General features: G+C 35.0%; 17 protein-coding genes. 3 read left to right on the top strand and 14 right to left on the bottom strand.

The annotated features are described in order from the left end of the window. A partial coding sequence (locus ACXJIE_RS09430) for an undecaprenyl-diphosphate phosphatase (protein WP_456480723.1) occupies positions 1-405 on the top strand: 405 nt, incomplete at its 5' end. Between the two features lie 50 nt (positions 406-455). Here ACXJIE_RS09430 and ACXJIE_RS09435 read toward each other — a convergent pair. The 6 genes from ACXJIE_RS09435 to ACXJIE_RS09460 form a co-directional block, all read right to left on the bottom strand. After that, positions 456-1,253, bottom strand: a complete 798-nt coding sequence (locus tag ACXJIE_RS09435) for a hypothetical protein (protein ID WP_456480724.1) — start codon at positions 1,251-1,253, stop codon at positions 456-458. Positions 1,254-1,464: 211 nt separating this feature from the next. Further along, positions 1,465-4,464, bottom strand: a complete 3,000-nt coding sequence (locus ACXJIE_RS09440) for a hypothetical protein (protein WP_456480725.1) — start codon at positions 4,462-4,464, stop codon at positions 1,465-1,467. A 65-nt stretch (positions 4,465-4,529) separates the two neighbouring features. Continuing rightward, entirely contained in the window at positions 4,530-4,709 is a 180-nt protein-coding gene (locus ACXJIE_RS09445) for a hypothetical protein (RefSeq protein WP_456480726.1), read from the bottom strand. Position 4,710: 1 nt separating this feature from the next. Continuing rightward, the gene (gene carA, locus ACXJIE_RS09450) at positions 4,711-5,832 is read right to left on the bottom strand and encodes a glutamine-hydrolyzing carbamoyl-phosphate synthase small subunit (protein ID WP_456480727.1); all 1,122 of its coding nucleotides are present in this window, start codon (positions 5,830-5,832) and stop codon (positions 4,711-4,713) included. A gap of 1 nt (position 5,833) precedes the next feature. Next, entirely contained in the window at positions 5,834-6,601 is a 768-nt protein-coding gene (locus ACXJIE_RS09455) for an RpnC/YadD family protein (RefSeq protein WP_456480728.1), read from the bottom strand. Next, a complete protein-coding gene (locus ACXJIE_RS09460; RefSeq protein ID WP_456480729.1) occupies positions 6,601-7,158 on the bottom strand; it encodes a DUF507 family protein in 558 nt (185 codons plus the stop codon). Before ACXJIE_RS09460 ends, ACXJIE_RS09455 begins: the two co-directional genes overlap by 1 nt. Before the next feature lie 306 nt (positions 7,159-7,464). Here ACXJIE_RS09460 and ACXJIE_RS09465 point away from each other — a divergent pair, with 306 nt between their 5' ends. Next, complete coding sequence (locus ACXJIE_RS09465; protein ID WP_456480730.1) at positions 7,465-8,418, top strand: hypothetical protein; 954 nt, start codon at positions 7,465-7,467, stop codon at positions 8,416-8,418. Next, the gene (locus tag ACXJIE_RS09470; RefSeq protein WP_456480731.1) at positions 8,412-9,818 is read left to right on the top strand and encodes a GGDEF domain-containing protein; all 1,407 of its coding nucleotides are present in this window, start codon (positions 8,412-8,414) and stop codon (positions 9,816-9,818) included. Before ACXJIE_RS09465 ends, ACXJIE_RS09470 begins: the two co-directional genes overlap by 7 nt. Here the strand turns inward: ACXJIE_RS09470 and ACXJIE_RS09475 are convergent. Genes ACXJIE_RS09475 through der form a run of 8 tightly spaced genes read right to left on the bottom strand, consistent with a single transcriptional unit; the run spans position 9,808 to position 16,248 of the window. Continuing rightward, positions 9,808-10,518, bottom strand: coding sequence for a hypothetical protein (locus ACXJIE_RS09475; RefSeq protein WP_456480732.1), 711 nt, complete (start codon positions 10,516-10,518; stop codon positions 9,808-9,810). The two genes, ACXJIE_RS09470 and ACXJIE_RS09475, sit on opposite strands and share 11 nt — an antisense overlap. Next, complete coding sequence (locus tag ACXJIE_RS09480) at positions 10,490-10,999, bottom strand: MotE family protein (RefSeq protein ID WP_456480753.1); 510 nt, start codon at positions 10,997-10,999, stop codon at positions 10,490-10,492. Before ACXJIE_RS09480 ends, ACXJIE_RS09475 begins: the two co-directional genes overlap by 29 nt. A gap of 40 nt (positions 11,000-11,039) precedes the next feature. Further along, a complete protein-coding gene (locus ACXJIE_RS09485) occupies positions 11,040-11,828 on the bottom strand; it encodes a phosphatidylserine decarboxylase (RefSeq protein WP_456480733.1) in 789 nt (262 codons plus the stop codon). Then, positions 11,825-12,814, bottom strand: coding sequence for a phosphoribosylformylglycinamidine cyclo-ligase (gene purM / locus ACXJIE_RS09490; RefSeq protein ID WP_456480734.1), 990 nt, complete (start codon positions 12,812-12,814; stop codon positions 11,825-11,827). Before purM ends, ACXJIE_RS09485 begins: the two co-directional genes overlap by 4 nt. After that, a complete protein-coding gene (locus ACXJIE_RS09495; RefSeq protein ID WP_456480735.1) occupies positions 12,814-13,062 on the bottom strand; it encodes a YgaP-like transmembrane domain in 249 nt (82 codons plus the stop codon). The genes purM and ACXJIE_RS09495 overlap by 1 nt, the downstream gene beginning before the upstream one ends. A gap of 9 nt (positions 13,063-13,071) precedes the next feature. Beyond that, the gene (trpS, locus tag ACXJIE_RS09500; RefSeq protein ID WP_456480736.1) at positions 13,072-14,043 is read right to left on the bottom strand and encodes a tryptophan--tRNA ligase; all 972 of its coding nucleotides are present in this window, start codon (positions 14,041-14,043) and stop codon (positions 13,072-13,074) included. Then, positions 14,040-14,873, bottom strand: coding sequence for a TIGR04219 family outer membrane beta-barrel protein (locus tag ACXJIE_RS09505; RefSeq protein WP_456480737.1), 834 nt, complete (start codon positions 14,871-14,873; stop codon positions 14,040-14,042). The genes trpS and ACXJIE_RS09505 overlap by 4 nt, the downstream gene beginning before the upstream one ends. Beyond that, a complete protein-coding gene (der, locus tag ACXJIE_RS09510) occupies positions 14,857-16,248 on the bottom strand; it encodes a ribosome biogenesis GTPase Der (RefSeq protein WP_456480738.1) in 1,392 nt (463 codons plus the stop codon). Before der ends, ACXJIE_RS09505 begins: the two co-directional genes overlap by 17 nt. Positions 16,249-16,263: the final 15 nt, after the last annotated feature.

The raw sequence follows: 16,263 nt of genomic DNA on the forward strand, positions 1-16,263 counted from the left end.
ATAGACGACGTAGAAAAGGTGACATTCAAACAGGCGCTGATTATAGGTTTTTTCCAGGTATTCGCCCTTATTCCCGGAACCAGCAGAAGCGGTGCGACGATAGTAGGCGGAATGCTGAGCGGCCTTAGCAGGAAAACGGCTGCGGATTTCAGTTTTCTCCTCGCCATACCCACAATGTTTGCCGCAAGCGGATATGAACTTGTTAAAAACATCGATTCTTTTTCCAACCAAAACATGACACCGCTTACAGTAGGTTTCATCGTCAGTTTTATAGCAAGCTACATAGCGGTCAAACTGTTTTTGAAATTTGTAAAAAAATACACCCTTAACGTTTTCGGAATCTACAGGATTATTTTCGGAGCGATACTTTTATATTTAGTGAACTATTTAAACCTAAATTACTAGTTAAAAAGTAGATAAGAGAGGAAAATAATGATTTTAACTAGCAAGTTAAGTTATTTAAATTTATAATTAAAAGAAATTTTAATAAATTTAGAATGTAATTCTAAATTATTAGAAATTTCAATCGAAAAATTTTTAAAATTTATTCCGTAAAGAAAATTTTTATTTTGAATAACATATCCTATTTTTAAAAAATTTTTTATAAAAAAAATTTCGTCATACCGTCTTTTATTGCAATACATTCCACTATCTCCAACAATTAATCCGTTGTGAAATTTTTTAGTTAATTTATATTTAATATAAAAAGGTATCCTTTGAAAAAATTTTGTTTTCACAAATTTTCCCGTTCCGAAAGGTCTATAATGATAATATCCGTCCTCTCCGATATACTTAGTATCCGAATCAAAATGATAAACCATTTTCATAATATTTTTCCAATCTATAAATCCTAAAATATTAAAAAATCCTATATAAAAATCAAATTCATCTAATCTCTTTTTATATTCAATATCAAAACTACCGCCTTTTCCTTTATAATTATAACTTTTTAAATACTCCTTCATTAAAATATTATTATTAGTATAATAATAAACCAAATCTAACAAAAATCTATTTTTAACATTAGTACCGTTTACTTCCATATATTGAATATCCTTTGCCTGAATAAAAGAAAATGTAAATAAAAAATCATTTAATTTATATTCAAAAAAAAGTTTATTAAATAAAGAATAGTTCATTTTTCCAAAAATATTCGGTTCGGTAATATAATAACCTACCGTATCTTTTTTAAGCAGAGTATTAAAATCGTTTTCGGCATAATACCAAGTTTCTAATAATCCTTTATTTACCATCACTATTCCGTTATTTTCATATATGTATCCCATAAAAAAACTATTATCACCCGTATATAAGGAGAAATAGGAAATTTCAAAAGCCCTATTTAGAGATTTCTTTGATGGAATATTGTCCCATTTATGATTGAATACATCAAAATATAATTTATCCGAGTACATTAAAATATTACTTTCAATACAAAAAGCAGAAAGAAAAAGAGGGAAAAAACTAATAAAGAGTTTCCGAAGTACCATCGGAATAAGTGACATTTTGAGTAATAGGATCATACGTTGCAAGTGATTTTTCATCCTTATCGGTAAGTGTTACATTAGCTTCATTATCTCCCTCTTCACTAACTTTAATAAATACTCCGTTACTGTCAAATCCGTCAATATTTAAATTACCATCGTCTACATCATTATAAATTTGATGCAAATAAATAGAATAATCCCCTTTTTCTATAATGGATTTTATGTCCGAATTGTAATCGTTAAATGAAGCGTAAGCACCTAATATAAACGGAGCGTAACCCGTTCTTTCAATATTCATATACATCTCAACAAATTTATAGGTTTCATTTTCACTATAACTTGCAAATCCGCTCATACTGAAATCCAAATGAGAAAGTGCTCCGTACATATACCCGTTTTTATTATTCAAATCGGCTAACACATTCATATCTTTTACCGTTATAGGATTACCGTTCGTATCATAAAGGGTAGCATTTAATCCTTGTAACAATACATTGGTGGTTTTATCACCTTCATCTTCATCAAAACTTTCAATAATATAGTTCGAATAATAACTAAATTCGGATAATTCTTGTTTTTCATTTGCAACATCAACTAAACCGATTGTTACGAAATTTTTATCGTTTGTAATATTTACGTCATTTGCAATTATATGATAAGTTTTACCGTCTCCTTTACTTTGTGCCACAAGAGTTAGCGAAATATTTAACTTAGGAGTAGTTACGTTCCCTTTGAATTTAACATCCCCACTAATATCTAACACATCTTTCGGCTCTTTTACGGTTATATTTGAAACGGTAAACGGATTATCACCCGTTTCATTACTAAAATACTCAACTATATCATTATAATAATCATACCAAATTTCATAATAAATATCGTTTTCCCCGCCAAATTCATATGAATAAGCAATATTATTCCAATCTCCCCATCCTCGAATATTATCTAAATAAACCTCTTTACCGTTAATTTCGGCTTCTACAACTTTATCATAAATAGGCATTGACGTTACGTTTTTATCACAGTTCACAATATGAGAATGCGTATCTTCTCCCCAAATATCCCTAATAACACAATGCGCCGTTTCTCCATATATTGTCGTTAGATTTTCTTCATAAGTACCATTTTCTAAATCGTCTTTCTCTCTTTTTACTACTAATTTACCGTCAACTAATATTATTTCTTCTCTCTCCCACCCATCATATTTATTTTCTCCATCATTTGCTATTTCAAGCAAATCACTTGTATTTGCGTTTAATGTTAAAATCCCGTTTAATTTCACACCGTTAAAACTAGAATAATCAAGTGTTCCGATTAAATGTTTGTCCCCGTCGTTAAATTCAATTTCACCGTTAAAACTTCCGTTGTTTGTTGTAATATTTACATCCATACTCGCATCAATATTGCTAAACGCCAATATTTCGTCAATTTTTTTATCACCCTGAGCGGTATTTATATTACATGAAACTTTTGCATTTGAAATTTCAATTTTTTTAGAATTATCGTTTTTATCATATAAAACACCGTTTACATCAAAAATAAATCTACTTCCGTCGAAATTTAACGAATTTATAGAAACATCATATTCTCCCTCTTTCCTTAAAGCGATAGGATCAGTCGCTAAATAAGCATTTGTCGCTTTTTCATCATAATATCGAGCGGTTAAAGATTGTCCGTTTAATGTATATGTTTCGGTTATATAACCGTTTTCATTTGAATAAGTATGACTAACCGTATCCCCGTACATCGTAGTAAAATTATAATTTTCATTCTTTTCATGCCCGTTTATACCGTCTGCTATAGCCTTTAACCTGTCATTCAAATCACTAAACGTTTCATTAAATTCATTATTTAAATCCTCATTAAATTTTTTTGCGGCTTCATCTACTAAATTAAAAGAACTGTTAATATCGTCATTTAGATTATCAATAGCCGGTTTAACGGCGTTATTGTAATTTGATACGACCTCTCCGGCGAGAGTCGAATCGTTTTGATCCTGTTTGTCAACATTCGGATCTATAAATTCATAAATTATATCCCTTATATTTGAAACCATATTTTTAGCATCGTCAATTGTAGCCGAATTATTAGCATTCGCTTTCACCTCAGCCATTAAAGAATTTATTTTATTTTCAAAATTAGTTTTACTTAAATTAAGTTTATTTAAGCTTTCAAGTGAAAGCATTCTATTTTCAATCATTTCGGCAGTTACCGTAATATTGCTTTTTATTGCATTTGCAACTATATTAATAACCATTCCTTGTATATTTTGAATATCCGAAATACTTACTTCATCAAGTTTGCTTTCAATAACTTCTATCGCCGCTAAAATGTTTTGATTAAAAGATTCGTTTATAATTTCGGTTAAATTTTTATCCTTAGCCGCTTTTGAAGCTAACATTTCATACATATCTAATACGTTTTTGTTTTGTAATTTTGCCGCCGTTTCAACTATAAGTTGAATTTTTAACGAAAGTTTTTTCAAATCTTTATCGCTTTCAGGATCGGCATCAATTTTATTTTCGTCAATTCCTAAAATATGAGCCGTTTCTTGCTTCGCAGTTGCAAAAGTAACACCTTTACTCTTCGCATAAATATAAGCAAAAGTTGTAAGAGGAGTTATATTTACATTCTCATCTTCTAAAACACTAATTAAAGTAGAATTAAATTCAACATTTCTCTCGATATCGAATCCGCCTATAACTATTAGAGGTTTACCTCTATAATCATCTTCGTAATTAATAGTATATTTCCCGTTTTCATCTGTCGTCGAAACGGGTTCACCCATATCACACTGAGTATTTTCATTCAAATCTATACAAACTTTAGCACCTTTTATGTATCCGTCAGCCGCAATCCCCGAAACAGATGACATCTCCGTACTCGGAGTATTAGTACTTTCTTCACTATTTGATCCGCATCCGCTCATAAATAATAATCCCACCGCTATCACACTCAATAACACTTTATGCTTCATAACAGCTCCCTATTTTTTTTATATAATATCACATATACCCCCCCCCTGTCAAATACGAACTTTTTTTAATCCCCCATAAAATATTTAACACCCAGATAATATGCAAAATAGATCAGAAAGAAAAATATTACGGTGGATATTAAAGGATTTGAAATAAAAGTGCTCACAAGCGCAAAAACGGCTACAAAAAGAATAAAAAGTTCGAAAATCCCGAACATCAATTTGTTCAGAAGATCAAACTTCATTTCAGATCATTTCATAAAACTGTCTGAAAATATATTTAGCATCCCTCGGCCCCGGAGAGGCTTCCGGATGATGCTGGACGGAAAACACTTTTTTGTTTTTGTATTTTACGCCCTCAATCGTTCCATCAAAAAGGTTTTTATGCGTTACTTCGGCAATTTCTTCTATCTCCTCGGGAACGTTATAGTTGTGGTTTTGAGCCGTTATTTCCACTTCGGGATATTTCCCTATAAAGTTTTTGACCGGATGGTTTCCGCCGTGGTGTCCGAATTTGAGTTTAAACGTCGGATACCCGTGCGCTATGCTTAAAAGCTGGTGCCCGAGACATATGCCGAACATCGGAACGTCCGCCTCAAGCAGTTTTTTTATTTTTTCGTGTACCTCTTTTAAAATAAGCGGATCACCCGGACCATTGCTTAAAAAAACACCCCTAATTTCACCGTTTTTATATTTTTCTATTATATTTTCAACGGGCGTGTGGGCTGGGACCACCACACATTCCATTCCGGCTTCGGTAAGTTCGTTTAAGATGTTTCTTTTCACACCGAAATCGTAAACGACGATTCTTTTATCGGTTTTTTTTGGATTGTAAGAAAACGTAGCGTCGTTCCACGCGCCGTTTCCGTGGATATATTCCTCGTTCGTAGTGACTTCTTTGATATAATCAATCTCCTGAATCGTAGGGGTTGAATCGAGTATTTTTTGGAGTTCGTTTCTGTCATGAATTTCGCTTGAGGCTATCATCATCATGGCACCCTGCGTTCTTATCGTTTTCGTAAGATATCTCGTGTCTATTTCGCAGATTCCCAAAACCCCCTCTTCTTTCAGAAATTCCCCTAAACTTCTCTCGCCTCTGAAATTCGAATAACCATCCACATATTCTCTTACTAAAACACCTTTAAGCCACGCTTTTTTGCTCTCCATATCATCGGCGTTAACACCCACGTTACCTATTTCCGGCATTGTAAAAACCACAAACTGCCCCGCATAGCTCGGATCCGTAATAATCTCCTGATAACCGGTCATAGAAGTGTTGAACACAATCTCACCGACCGCGGTTCCTTCTGCACCGAAACCTTTCGCCTCAAAAAAATCGCCGTTTGCTAAAAGAACGCTAATTTTCATATTACACCCCTAGCGCTTTTTTAAGTAAATTTTTATCTATATTCAGACTTTTACTAACTTCATCGATGGGTAAATTAAATTTTTTGACCATTTCAACGGCACTTTCAATTTTTCCTTCAATTTTTCCCTCAATTTTTCCTTCAATCTTTCCTTCTTGAAAGACAGGATCTTTTTTAATATCTATTATAAAAGGCATTTTCATCTCCTTTACCTTCAGTTTAGGTCTTAGTCTTAACAAATAGAACACTTTTCTCAAATAATCTTCTCTTTTTTTCGGAGAAAAATTTTCAAGTTTTTTATTTAATTGAATTAGCAACGTTTCTATATCTTCAACGTCACACAATATAGCTATTATATTATCGGCAATATTTTCACTTTCAATCAATTTAGTACAATCAAAATCTTTAATATTTTTTACCTTATATTTAAAAAAGAGATTTTCTAATTTTATTTCGTTTTTTATTTTAATATCCTCATCTCCCACATATAGAACTATCTGATAAGGAAAAGCGCCGTAACTTTCATAAATAAGCAGCCCGTATTTTAACATTCTAAACGGCATAAACTTATCATTTACGCTTTGTATTTCAAGATGAAAAAGCGTATTGTCTTCAAGTTTAGCAAGTAAATCCACCTGTCTTTCTTCTACTTTAGGAAAAGAGACGTTTAAAAGCTCTTTTATTTTTTTTTCGGTTAACATTTCAATTAAAGTAACCGGAACCTCAGAAAAAAGCTCCCTCAAACTTCTGTCATAAACAAATTTCTCCACTAAATAAGTCCTCTTTTTCTAAGTTCCTGCTCGTAAAGCCTTTGAAATACGAGTTCGAACTCTTCACTGCCCGGAACAAGCGGACGTTTGTAGTTTTCGATTTTTCTATACACCTCGTCTCTCGCTTCAATTTCCCTACTTAAAAACTGCATAATCGATTTAAAAATTATATTCTTTATTTTACCGTCCCTTACATCGTAATCTATTAATTCCCTGTCCCATAGTTCTTTGACTATAAAGTGGGAAAGGTCGTCTATTCTTTCGTCGCGTTTTAAATTAAAACCCTCTTCCTGTGCAATTTTGCTTTTTATAAGTTTAAAAACTTCCCTTCTATCGATGTCATAAAACAGAAACTCGTTTTCTTCTTCCTGTTTAGAAAGAATTTCTCTCGCTTTGTTTTCTATTTCCCTCTCCCACGCTACGTCATCGGCTATAATATCTTCTATTTCTTTTGTGGCATTGTCTATACCGTGGGGAAAAGTAACATATCCGCTGTTTAACAAATCTATGGTTATTTTTCTTGCGAGAAAAGGCACTTGGGCTTCTTTTATAAGCATACTAAACCTTTTTTTAGAATTATATCAAATAAATAACCCTAAAGTGGTTAAGTAGCAAAACGACAGGAAAAGAAAAACAAATATGAAAATTTCCCGCTCCGGTTTGACAACTCTTACATTCACCTTTTCTCATCCTTATCTCCCCTCATTTTTTCCTTTTCTTCTCCCTTAAAATAAATATTTGATTTATTTTAGGGATTGGTATTATTAGCCCGGAAAGTAACACGGCCACAACTTTTTTATCAAATAATCACCCCCCCCCCGCACTATTTTTATGATATAATATATAAAAAATTAGGTAAAAATATGCGTATATCAATTATTTTAATAATAAGCGTTTTTTTATATTCGAAAATTCTTATAGTAAATTCCTACGATGAAAAAGATCCGTGCGGAATTCCTCAGTTAAACGGTTTCTTGTCACAAATGTACGAAAAAAACTTTAAAGCCGAAAATTTTGACATACTCTTTTTAAACGCCAGAGTGACACCTAAAAAAACACTCTTAAAAAAGGCGTCCGAAATTTTGAATGATTTAAAAAAATATGATTATGTCATAACGTTCGATGACGCCGCTTTTCAATTAATCGGAATACCGGCTTCAAAAAAACAAAAACCCGTTTTTTTTTCCGGAATAAACATTCCTTTTAAAGTATACGAAAAAAAATACGTCCTGAACAAAAGCCTCTTCGGAGGGGTTTATGAAAAACTTTACGTAAAAGAGGTGCTGAACACGTTTAACAAAATAACACCCGTTAAAAAAATAGCCTTTTTTTACAGCAGAGGAATCGGGGAGCTTATAAAAAAACAGGTGACGGCGGAACTAAACAATACAGAATATGAAAACAAAATAGCTTTTATAAAATGTGAAACAATAAAAGAACTCAAAGAAAAAGTAAAAAAAACAAATAACGTCTCTTTTACCCTTTTTATGCCTTTTACGCTCTCTTTAAAAAAAGAAGGCAAAAAAGTTCCTCTTTACACATTTAAAGACATCTATCTAAAAAATATTAAAAAACCCGACATAAGCATAAACAGAAATTTTACGAAAATGGGTTTTTTAGGTTTCGGCGGTGTTGATTTTTTCGAAATGGGGAAAAGTACGGCGAATATTTTTTTAAATTATCTTAAAACGAAAAAACCGCAAATAATAAACGCTCCCAAAGCTTATTATTTCATTAACGTAAAAAGGGCGAAACAGATAAACTTCAAACTTCCAGAATGGTTTATTAAAAATTACGTAAAAGACATAATATGGTAAAACGGATATATATCTACATCATTGCTTTTTTCAGCTTTTTTGTCATTACCGTAATTTCCATGAACATCTGGCTTTACAAAAAAGAAGCCTCCATAGCCATGTCAATCACATCTTCATATCAGTATAACTTCGTCTTAGAAGAAACCCTATATAACAAAATATACCTGATTAAACACATTCTCGACAAATATTACAAAGGTCTTGTAAAAACCGAAATTAAAAGAAAAACCGAACTTCTGAAAAACGACATTGACAAACTCATCGGACTTCTGCAGACCTTAAAAGATTTAAAATTCAAAAATTACAAATCGTTTCTTTTCAAATACATATTTCATATTTACAACAGAGACATAGAAATAATACAAAACGGTAAAATAATCATTTCAAAAAACCTCGAAAAAATAGGGAAAAAAGCAAAATACATTTGCGATCCGTTTTCCGATTACGGACAGTGCAGCGTTATTAAAAACAGTAAATTTTACATTTTAAGATATTCCCCCGCATATAAACTCTTAATAGAAAGCGACATCGATTTGAAAAACGCCGACAACAATAAAATTGCCGAAAACCTTATTATGATGTTAAAAACAATTCCCAAAATAATAATTTATTACAAAGGGAAAAAACTTGCGGGAAATTTTGACAAAAACAGTTTTTACATATTTGACGAATACAAACCCCTAAATATTTTTTTCGGCTTCGGAATCGAATACAAACGGATAGAAAAACTTTCAAACACTATCAATAACGAAGTGTTAAAAGCAATACGCCCTTTGATTTTTCTGTTTATAATAATATACGTTCTTATCATAGCGCTTATGTATTTTATACTTTTTACGCTTTTCAGAAAAAAAATTATTTTTATTGAAAAAATGATAATCGAATATTCCCAAAAAGCCACAACCGACAAATTAACGAAACTGTTAAACAGAAACGGTTTTGAAAACCGTGCCGAAAATGAAAAATGCAGATATTTTTTAATTATAGATCTCGACAATTTCAAATATGTAAACGACACGTTCGGACATGAAACGGGAGATATGGTGTTAAAAGAGTTCGCATGGCTTTTAACCAAATATTTCAAAAACGATCTTATAGGAAGATGGGGCGGGGATGAATTTTTAATCTGCACCAACAAAGAAAAAAACCAGATTAAAAATATCATAGAAATAATAAATACTCATTTAGAAAAAATTCAGCGGCAGTTTGATAAAAAAATGACAAAAAAACTTTCCGTAAGTGCGGGCGGATGCGGTGATACACGGCTTGATATGCAAAAAAGATTCAATAACGCCGATTTGGCGCTGTACAAAGTCAAAAAAACCAAAAAAGGCAACATTATGTTTTTTCAGGATTTAGATTACATCAGAATAGAAAGGGAGGATTTATTTAAAAAATAAAGCTTTTTTGCATTTTTAAAGAGAACCCGTTGTATTTCTCGGCAAATTCAACCGCCTCTTTTACATATTCGCCTTCAACCAAAAAACCGACTCCCCCTTTCGAGTCTCCTATACCCCCGGCAAGTATAACCTTTGCATCCAAATCGAAAAGTGTTTTAAACGCTTCTATTTCGGTAAAAACCTCTCCGGCAAAAAACTCAAGCATGGAAATTTTTTTCCCCGTTGCGAAGTCCGTATCTTGAGAAGTGTTTACAAAAAACGGTATAAGTTTTTCATGTCCTACGGGAATGACTATTTTCGTACCCCTTGCCGCGGCTTTGACATAATAATTTCCGTATGTTCCGCCGTTAGGATCCGCCGCCGCCACAGCCGCCCTTTTCTTGCCGTTTTCATACCACAGGGCATTCGCACCTTTTATAAAAACATCGTCCTTTTGTATATCAAAACCGCTTATATCGTATAACCCTCCCTTTTCGATTACAACCGGCCTGTCTCTTTCTTTAGTGATATTGAACTTACCGTTTGCGTTACATCCCGCAGCGTAAAGTTTAGAAGTATGAATTCCGAGATGGTATAAAAAATAATTGTTCGTAGAACCGTAAGCGACATACACCCTTTTTGAAAAATCTATATGTTTAGCCAGTGCCGAAGCTATTAAATGTTTAGCCCCCTCAACGGTCAGAAATATTTGAGCTGTCATTGTTTTCACCTTCTTGCATCATCTGTGTAAGTTCAGCGGCTTTTGCCGGTTCCATTTTAGCCAATATTTTCGCCATTACTTTCGGCTGAAGACGTTTTAAAATTTCAAGAGCGTCTTTAGGCTCCATATTCGAAAGAATCTTAGCCGCATTGTTAGGACGCATTTTCGCATAACTCTTCGTCAGTTTGTCAAGTTTTGCCTTTTTAATTTCTTCAAGAATTTTTTCATTCTTTTCTATCAACTCTTCAATTCTTTTTTTTTCGTTTTCAATTTCTAAAAGCGTTTCGTTCAGTTCCTTTTCTTTCCGTTTAAGTTTAGCCTCTTTTTTCTTAATCAGGCTCAAATATGTGTTTTTTAACGATTCGAAGGCTTCTTGCTGTTCGAGGAGCTTTTCGGCCTGCGCCTCAAGTTCGGCCTTTTTCTGTTCGAATATTTCATAACAGTCAAGAAGCTTTTGATTGTCCACCGCAAAGAGAAACACAGGCAAAAAAAAGATGACCCATAATTTTTTATTTTTCAATTCAGTAAATTTCCCCAAGAATATCTCCCACCTCAACATCGTCTTTCTGATTAAGGTATTTAAAATGGTCGGGACCGAAAAAAAGAAGTATGGAACTTCCGAATTCAAATCTTCCGAGCTCATCCCCTTTTTTTAACTTTACGGGTTTTTTATATTCAAAAGTCGTAATTTCGTCATAGTCCTTTTGAAGTCTTTTATCGAAATTCATATGTATTTTTCCGACTATCATAGCCCCTACGGCCACAAAATAAAAAAATCTGTCTTTTTTATCCTTGCATCTTAATACGATTCTTTTGTTTTTCGGAAAAACAAGCTCCTTTTCAAGCTGTGAAGGCTTTACGGGCATTAACTCTCCGGGAATGAAAGTCGCTTTGACAATTTCCATATCAATAGGGGCATGAAAACGGTGATAATCGCTCGGTGAAAGGTAAAGATTTATAAAATAGCCTCCGTCTATTTTCGTTTCATACGGAATAAGCTCTTTTAATTCATATCTTTTGCCTTTAATCTGATAAACATAATTATCTTCGATATCGCCGTTTGCGATAATTTCGGAATCACTTGGACTTACCACTATGTCGTCGTCTTCGTAAAATTCTATAAATTTTTTATGTCTTATGAAAAGATCGTTCAGCGTTTCATATTCACAAGGATTTTCGGGTTCGAATTCTTCCATGTTTATCTTAAAAACCCTGACATACGTTTTATTTATAAAACACTGTAAAAATTTAGGAAATTTTGTAGTTGCAATTTTTACGACCAGCTTAGAGAGCAAACGGGAGGGGTTCATTTTAATTTTACTCCTTTTTGTCCTTTTTGAATTTTACCTATCATATAGGCATCGGAATTTGAAACGATATAACCGGCGTCTTTTTCATCCACGGCCAAAATCAGGCCTACACCCATATTAAACGTTCTGAACATTTCCGCTTCGTTTACATATTTTGCCATAAAGTCGAATACAGGAAGCGTTTTTATTTTCTCTTTGTAAACCACTGCCTCTAAATCATCGGGAAGCACCCTCGGAAGGTTTTCTACGATTCCTCCCCCCGTAATATGGGCAAGTGCGTTGATTTTGTCTTTGAATTTCTTAAATTCTTTTACATAAATTCTTGTAGGGGTAAGCAATATGTCGATAAGTTTTTTACCATCCATTTCATCGTCAAACTTCATAGAAAGTTTTTCAAAAAACAGTTTCCTGACTAAAGAATACCCGTTTGAATGGATGCCGCTGCTCGGAAATGCCAGCAGTACATCGCCTTCTTTTACTTTCGGATTAAGTTCGTCCTCTTCCGCAACACCTACGGCGAATCCCGCCAGGTCAAAATCATTTTCACCGTACATTCCGGGCATTTCAGCGGTTTCTCCCCCTATCAGGGCACATTCGGCCTGTTTACAGCCTTCGGCTATCCCTTTAACAGTCTGAGCGGCCGCTTCAACGTCAAGTTTTCCCGTAGCGTAATAATCCAGGAAAAAAAGCGGTTCTCCGAAATTGCAGATAAGATCGTTTACGCACATAGCCACCAGATCTATACCGACGGTATCGTATTTTTTCGCTTCTATCGCAAGCTTCAGTTTGGTCCCCACCCCGTCTGTGGCACTTAAAAGAACCGGTTTTTTGTAACCGGAAGGCATTCTGAAAGCTCCCGCAAAACTTCCTATTCCCCCGACCACATTCGGATTAAAGGTTTCTTTCACGTAAGGTTTTATTTTCTCAACCAAAGAATTGCCGGCGTCTATATCGACGCCGGATTCTTTGTAACTGATCTTGTCCATTATTTTTTCTCCTCTTTCTCTTTCTCTTTACATTCACAGTAACAGCTTCCGAAAAATCTGTTTAAAATCCATGTGCTCGGACAAAAGTCAAACACACCGTAAACAAACAGCATAATGGCCACAAACGCCAGTAATGCCAGCGCTATTGTTGAAAGCCCCTTTGCCAGCAATACAAGTATCACTATCATCATAAACGCCATTAAAAACCTCTGCATTCTTTCCGCGCATACGAATTTTTTACTTTTCATTTTTCTCCTTTAAAATATCAGTTTATTTACCTGTTCCATTTTTTTAGCGGCCAATTCTTTTGCCTTTCTTTTACCTTCATTAATTATATCCAAAATTTCATCATTCTTTAACGCCGTTTTTTTCTCACGGATAGGCGCCACAATTTTCTCGATGTTGGCAGCGCATCTTTTTTTACACTCCACACATCCTATACTTCCGGCTCTGCACGCCGATTCTATTTCTTTCACTTCATCCTGAGGCGAAAACGCTTTGTGATATTCAAAAACAATACATACTTCCGGATGTCCCGGATCCGTTTTTTTAATTCTTGCGGGATCCGTTTTTGCCTGACGTACCTTTTGCCATACATTTTCCGTCGTTTCTTCCAAATATATGGCGTTATTGTAGCTTTTAGACATTTTTCTGCCGTCAAGCCCCGGGAGACGGGGAACTTCAGTTAAAAGCTCTTTTGGTTCCGTAAAAACATTCTCGTTTTTAAAAAGATAATGAAACCTTCTTACAATTTCCCTCGCAATCTCAAGGTGCGGTTTTTGATCCTCTCCTATATGGACATAATCGGCGTCATATAAAATAATATCCGCCGTCTGTAAGACCGGATACGTCAAAAAACCGGCATTGTTTTTGTCTTTGTATTCCGCCTGCGCCATGGCGTCTTTGTATGTGGGATTTCTTTCAAGCCAGCTTACGGGAGTTATCATATTTAAAATTAAATAAAGCTCCGCATGTTCTTTAATGTCGCTTTGAATATAAAGCGTCGATTTTTCAGGATCTATTCCGCATGCAATCCATTCTTTTACCAAATCGATACTTAACTCTTTCAAATCAAGACCTTCGTCGTATTTAGTGGACAAAGCATGCCAGTCAGCAACGAAAAAAAACGTATCATACTTCTCCTGCAGTTCAAGCCAGTTTTTCAACACCCCTATATAATGGCCGAGATGCAGATTCCCCGTCGGCCTCATTCCGCTTACTACTCTCAAAACTTCGCTCCTATTTCTATAAATGCGCCTTTGTATTTTAAAAGCGTTTCATTGTTTCCGTCGACCCCGTAGGCTTCTTTGTATCTGTATCCCGCTTTTATGAAAGGGTTTACGGGTCCTGGAATATCGATTGTGTATTTAACGGCTCCCTGATAGTCGTAGTGATGATTGTCTCCCGCCTTCGCCCACTTGACATCTCCTATAAATGAAACACCGAATATTTTCATTGTTTCCACATGGGCGTAAAGATAAGGCAATATTACACTCCAGTCTTCGTCGATGTTTGTTTTGGTTCCGGTGGAGGTAACGGTACTTCCAACAAGAACTGCGTTGTCTCCGCTTATTTTAGTATTGCCCTGCCAGTAATCAAGACCGAATCCGGCTTCAATGTCCGCAACAACCGGCTTGAATTCGTAAAAAAACGTCAAATCGTAAGAATTTATAGTCTGAGACGTAACCACATTCGTTAAAGCCGTAGGAATGGAAACATCTCCGAAGATTTTTACATTTCCGGAAACATAGTTGCTTTTTCCGGAAGAATCATATTTTGTATACTGCAATTTTATATTGGGAATAATAGGTACGGGATGTATGAATTTAACCCATACATAAGGGTTTTTTTCATCGCTTAATCCGAAATTTCCCGTATTGTTATTGCCGTCTGTTTCCGCCGAAGCGTTATTGAAATAGTTAACCGTATTGTTAAGCTTTACATAACCGCTGATATCTTGCTGCTCATACCCGGCACCCGCACTAAGACTCAACAAATCCGCACTCGCCACACCTGCAAGTCCGGCGGTAATTAATGCTATACTAAGTAGTTTTTTCATTTTTCTCTCCTTTTTTTCTTGATACGAAAATGATAGGCGTTCCCGTAAAATCATCTTTTTTTCTTAAGAAGTTTACCAAATATCTTCTGTAAGAAAAATGCATTTTATCTCTGTTCATCACAAGCGCAATAGTAGGGGGCTTCGTTTTATACTGGGTTGCATAAAATATTTTAACCTCCTTACCCCCGATATCCGTAGGAATACGGTGTTTAAGCGTGGCTTCTTCTATCCATTTGTTAAGGGTTGACGTCGGGATTCTTTTTGAATAGTTTTTGTACACTTTAAGAATCGTGTCTTTAAGTTTGTCGATATTTCTGCCGGTTTTTGCACTTACGACCAAAAACGGAGCAAAATAGAGATATTTAAACCTGTAATATACTTCATCCCTGAATTTGTGAAACTCCTCCGAATTTTCGTCCCATTTGTTCGCGACGATTATTACGCCGTTTTTGTGTTTGTCAATCAGCCCGCCTATTTTTTCGTCAAGCTCAACCACACCTTCTTTGGCATCAATTACAAGTATCGCAATGTCGGCCTGTTCTAAAACCTTTTCGGTTCTCAAAAGCGCGTATTTTTCTATGTCTTTAATTTTGCTTCTTCTTCTGATTCCCGCGGTATCCACAAACGTGACGTTCCACCCCTTATGCCAGATACTCTCATCGATAGGATCTATCGTGGTTCCGTCAACATCGCTTACAATCGCCCTTTCTTCCCCCACAAGAGCATTAAGGAGCGAACTTTTACCGACATTCACACGCCCGACTATTGCCACTTTTATCTCTTTAAGCTCTTCAAGGTTTTCTTCATTTTCCTCTTCGGCGGTTAAAAGATCCTCAAGAGGAATCTCCTGCTCGAATTCACTAACTTCAAACGTTTTCGGCTTTTTGGGAACAAATTTTTTGATTCTTTCGATAAGTTTCCCCACACCCCTGTTATGGGCCACGGAAACAGGATAAATTTCATCTGCTCCTAATTCATAAAAATCATAAACCTTTTCCGTCATTTTGTCGTTGTCGATTTTATTGATAACCAAAATAATATACTTTCCGAGTTTTTGAAGGTTTCTGAAGTATCTGATTTCCTCTTCGTCCGGTATCGTTTTTCCGTCCGCCACATACAAAATCAAATCGGCGTCTTTCGCCACTTCAAGGGCTTTTTGCTTGACTTTGCTAAAAAGCTCGTCTCTTTCTTCAAGTCCGCCCGTATCCAAAAGCACTATTTCTTCCAAATCGTCATCAAGACTGACTTCCCTTTTTTTTATATCCCTTGTCGTTCCGGCTTTTTCACTGACAATGGCGTCACGTTCCCTGATGATTCTGTTAAAAAGGGAGCTTTTACCTACGTTCGGTTTTCCTAAAATTGCTACTTTTATCATTTCCGTCCTGTTTTT

The organism is Nautilia sp. (assembly GCF_053994455.1).

Bases quoted from the DNA above. Each gene is read 5' to 3' on its own strand.
- ACXJIE_RS09435 (WP_456480724.1), bottom strand. From the start codon at position 1,253: ATGGTAAATAAAGGATTATTAGAAACTTGGTATTATGCCGAAAACGAT.
- ACXJIE_RS09440 (WP_456480725.1), bottom strand. From the start codon at position 4,464: ATGAAGCATAAAGTGTTATTGAGTGTGATAGCGGTGGGATTATTATTT.
- ACXJIE_RS09445 (WP_456480726.1), bottom strand. From the start codon at position 4,709: ATGAAGTTTGATCTTCTGAACAAATTGATGTTCGGGATTTTCGAACTT.
- carA (WP_456480727.1), bottom strand. From the start codon at position 5,832: ATGAAAATTAGCGTTCTTTTAGCAAACGGCGATTTTTTTGAGGCGAAA.
- ACXJIE_RS09460 (WP_456480729.1), bottom strand. From the start codon at position 7,158: ATGCTTATAAAAGAAGCCCAAGTGCCTTTTCTCGCAAGAAAAATAACC.
- ACXJIE_RS09465 (WP_456480730.1), top strand. From the start codon at position 7,465: ATGCGTATATCAATTATTTTAATAATAAGCGTTTTTTTATATTCGAAA.
- ACXJIE_RS09470 (WP_456480731.1), top strand. From the start codon at position 8,412: ATGGTAAAACGGATATATATCTACATCATTGCTTTTTTCAGCTTTTTT.
- ACXJIE_RS09475 (WP_456480732.1), bottom strand. From the start codon at position 10,518: ATGACAGCTCAAATATTTCTGACCGTTGAGGGGGCTAAACATTTAATA.
- ACXJIE_RS09485 (WP_456480733.1), bottom strand. From the start codon at position 11,828: ATGAACCCCTCCCGTTTGCTCTCTAAGCTGGTCGTAAAAATTGCAACT.
- purM (WP_456480734.1), bottom strand. From the start codon at position 12,814: ATGGACAAGATCAGTTACAAAGAATCCGGCGTCGATATAGACGCCGGC.
- ACXJIE_RS09495 (WP_456480735.1), bottom strand. From the start codon at position 13,062: ATGAAAAGTAAAAAATTCGTATGCGCGGAAAGAATGCAGAGGTTTTTA.
- ACXJIE_RS09505 (WP_456480737.1), bottom strand. From the start codon at position 14,873: ATGAAAAAACTACTTAGTATAGCATTAATTACCGCCGGACTTGCAGGT.
- der (WP_456480738.1), bottom strand. From the start codon at position 16,248: ATGATAAAAGTAGCAATTTTAGGAAAACCGAACGTAGGTAAAAGCTCC.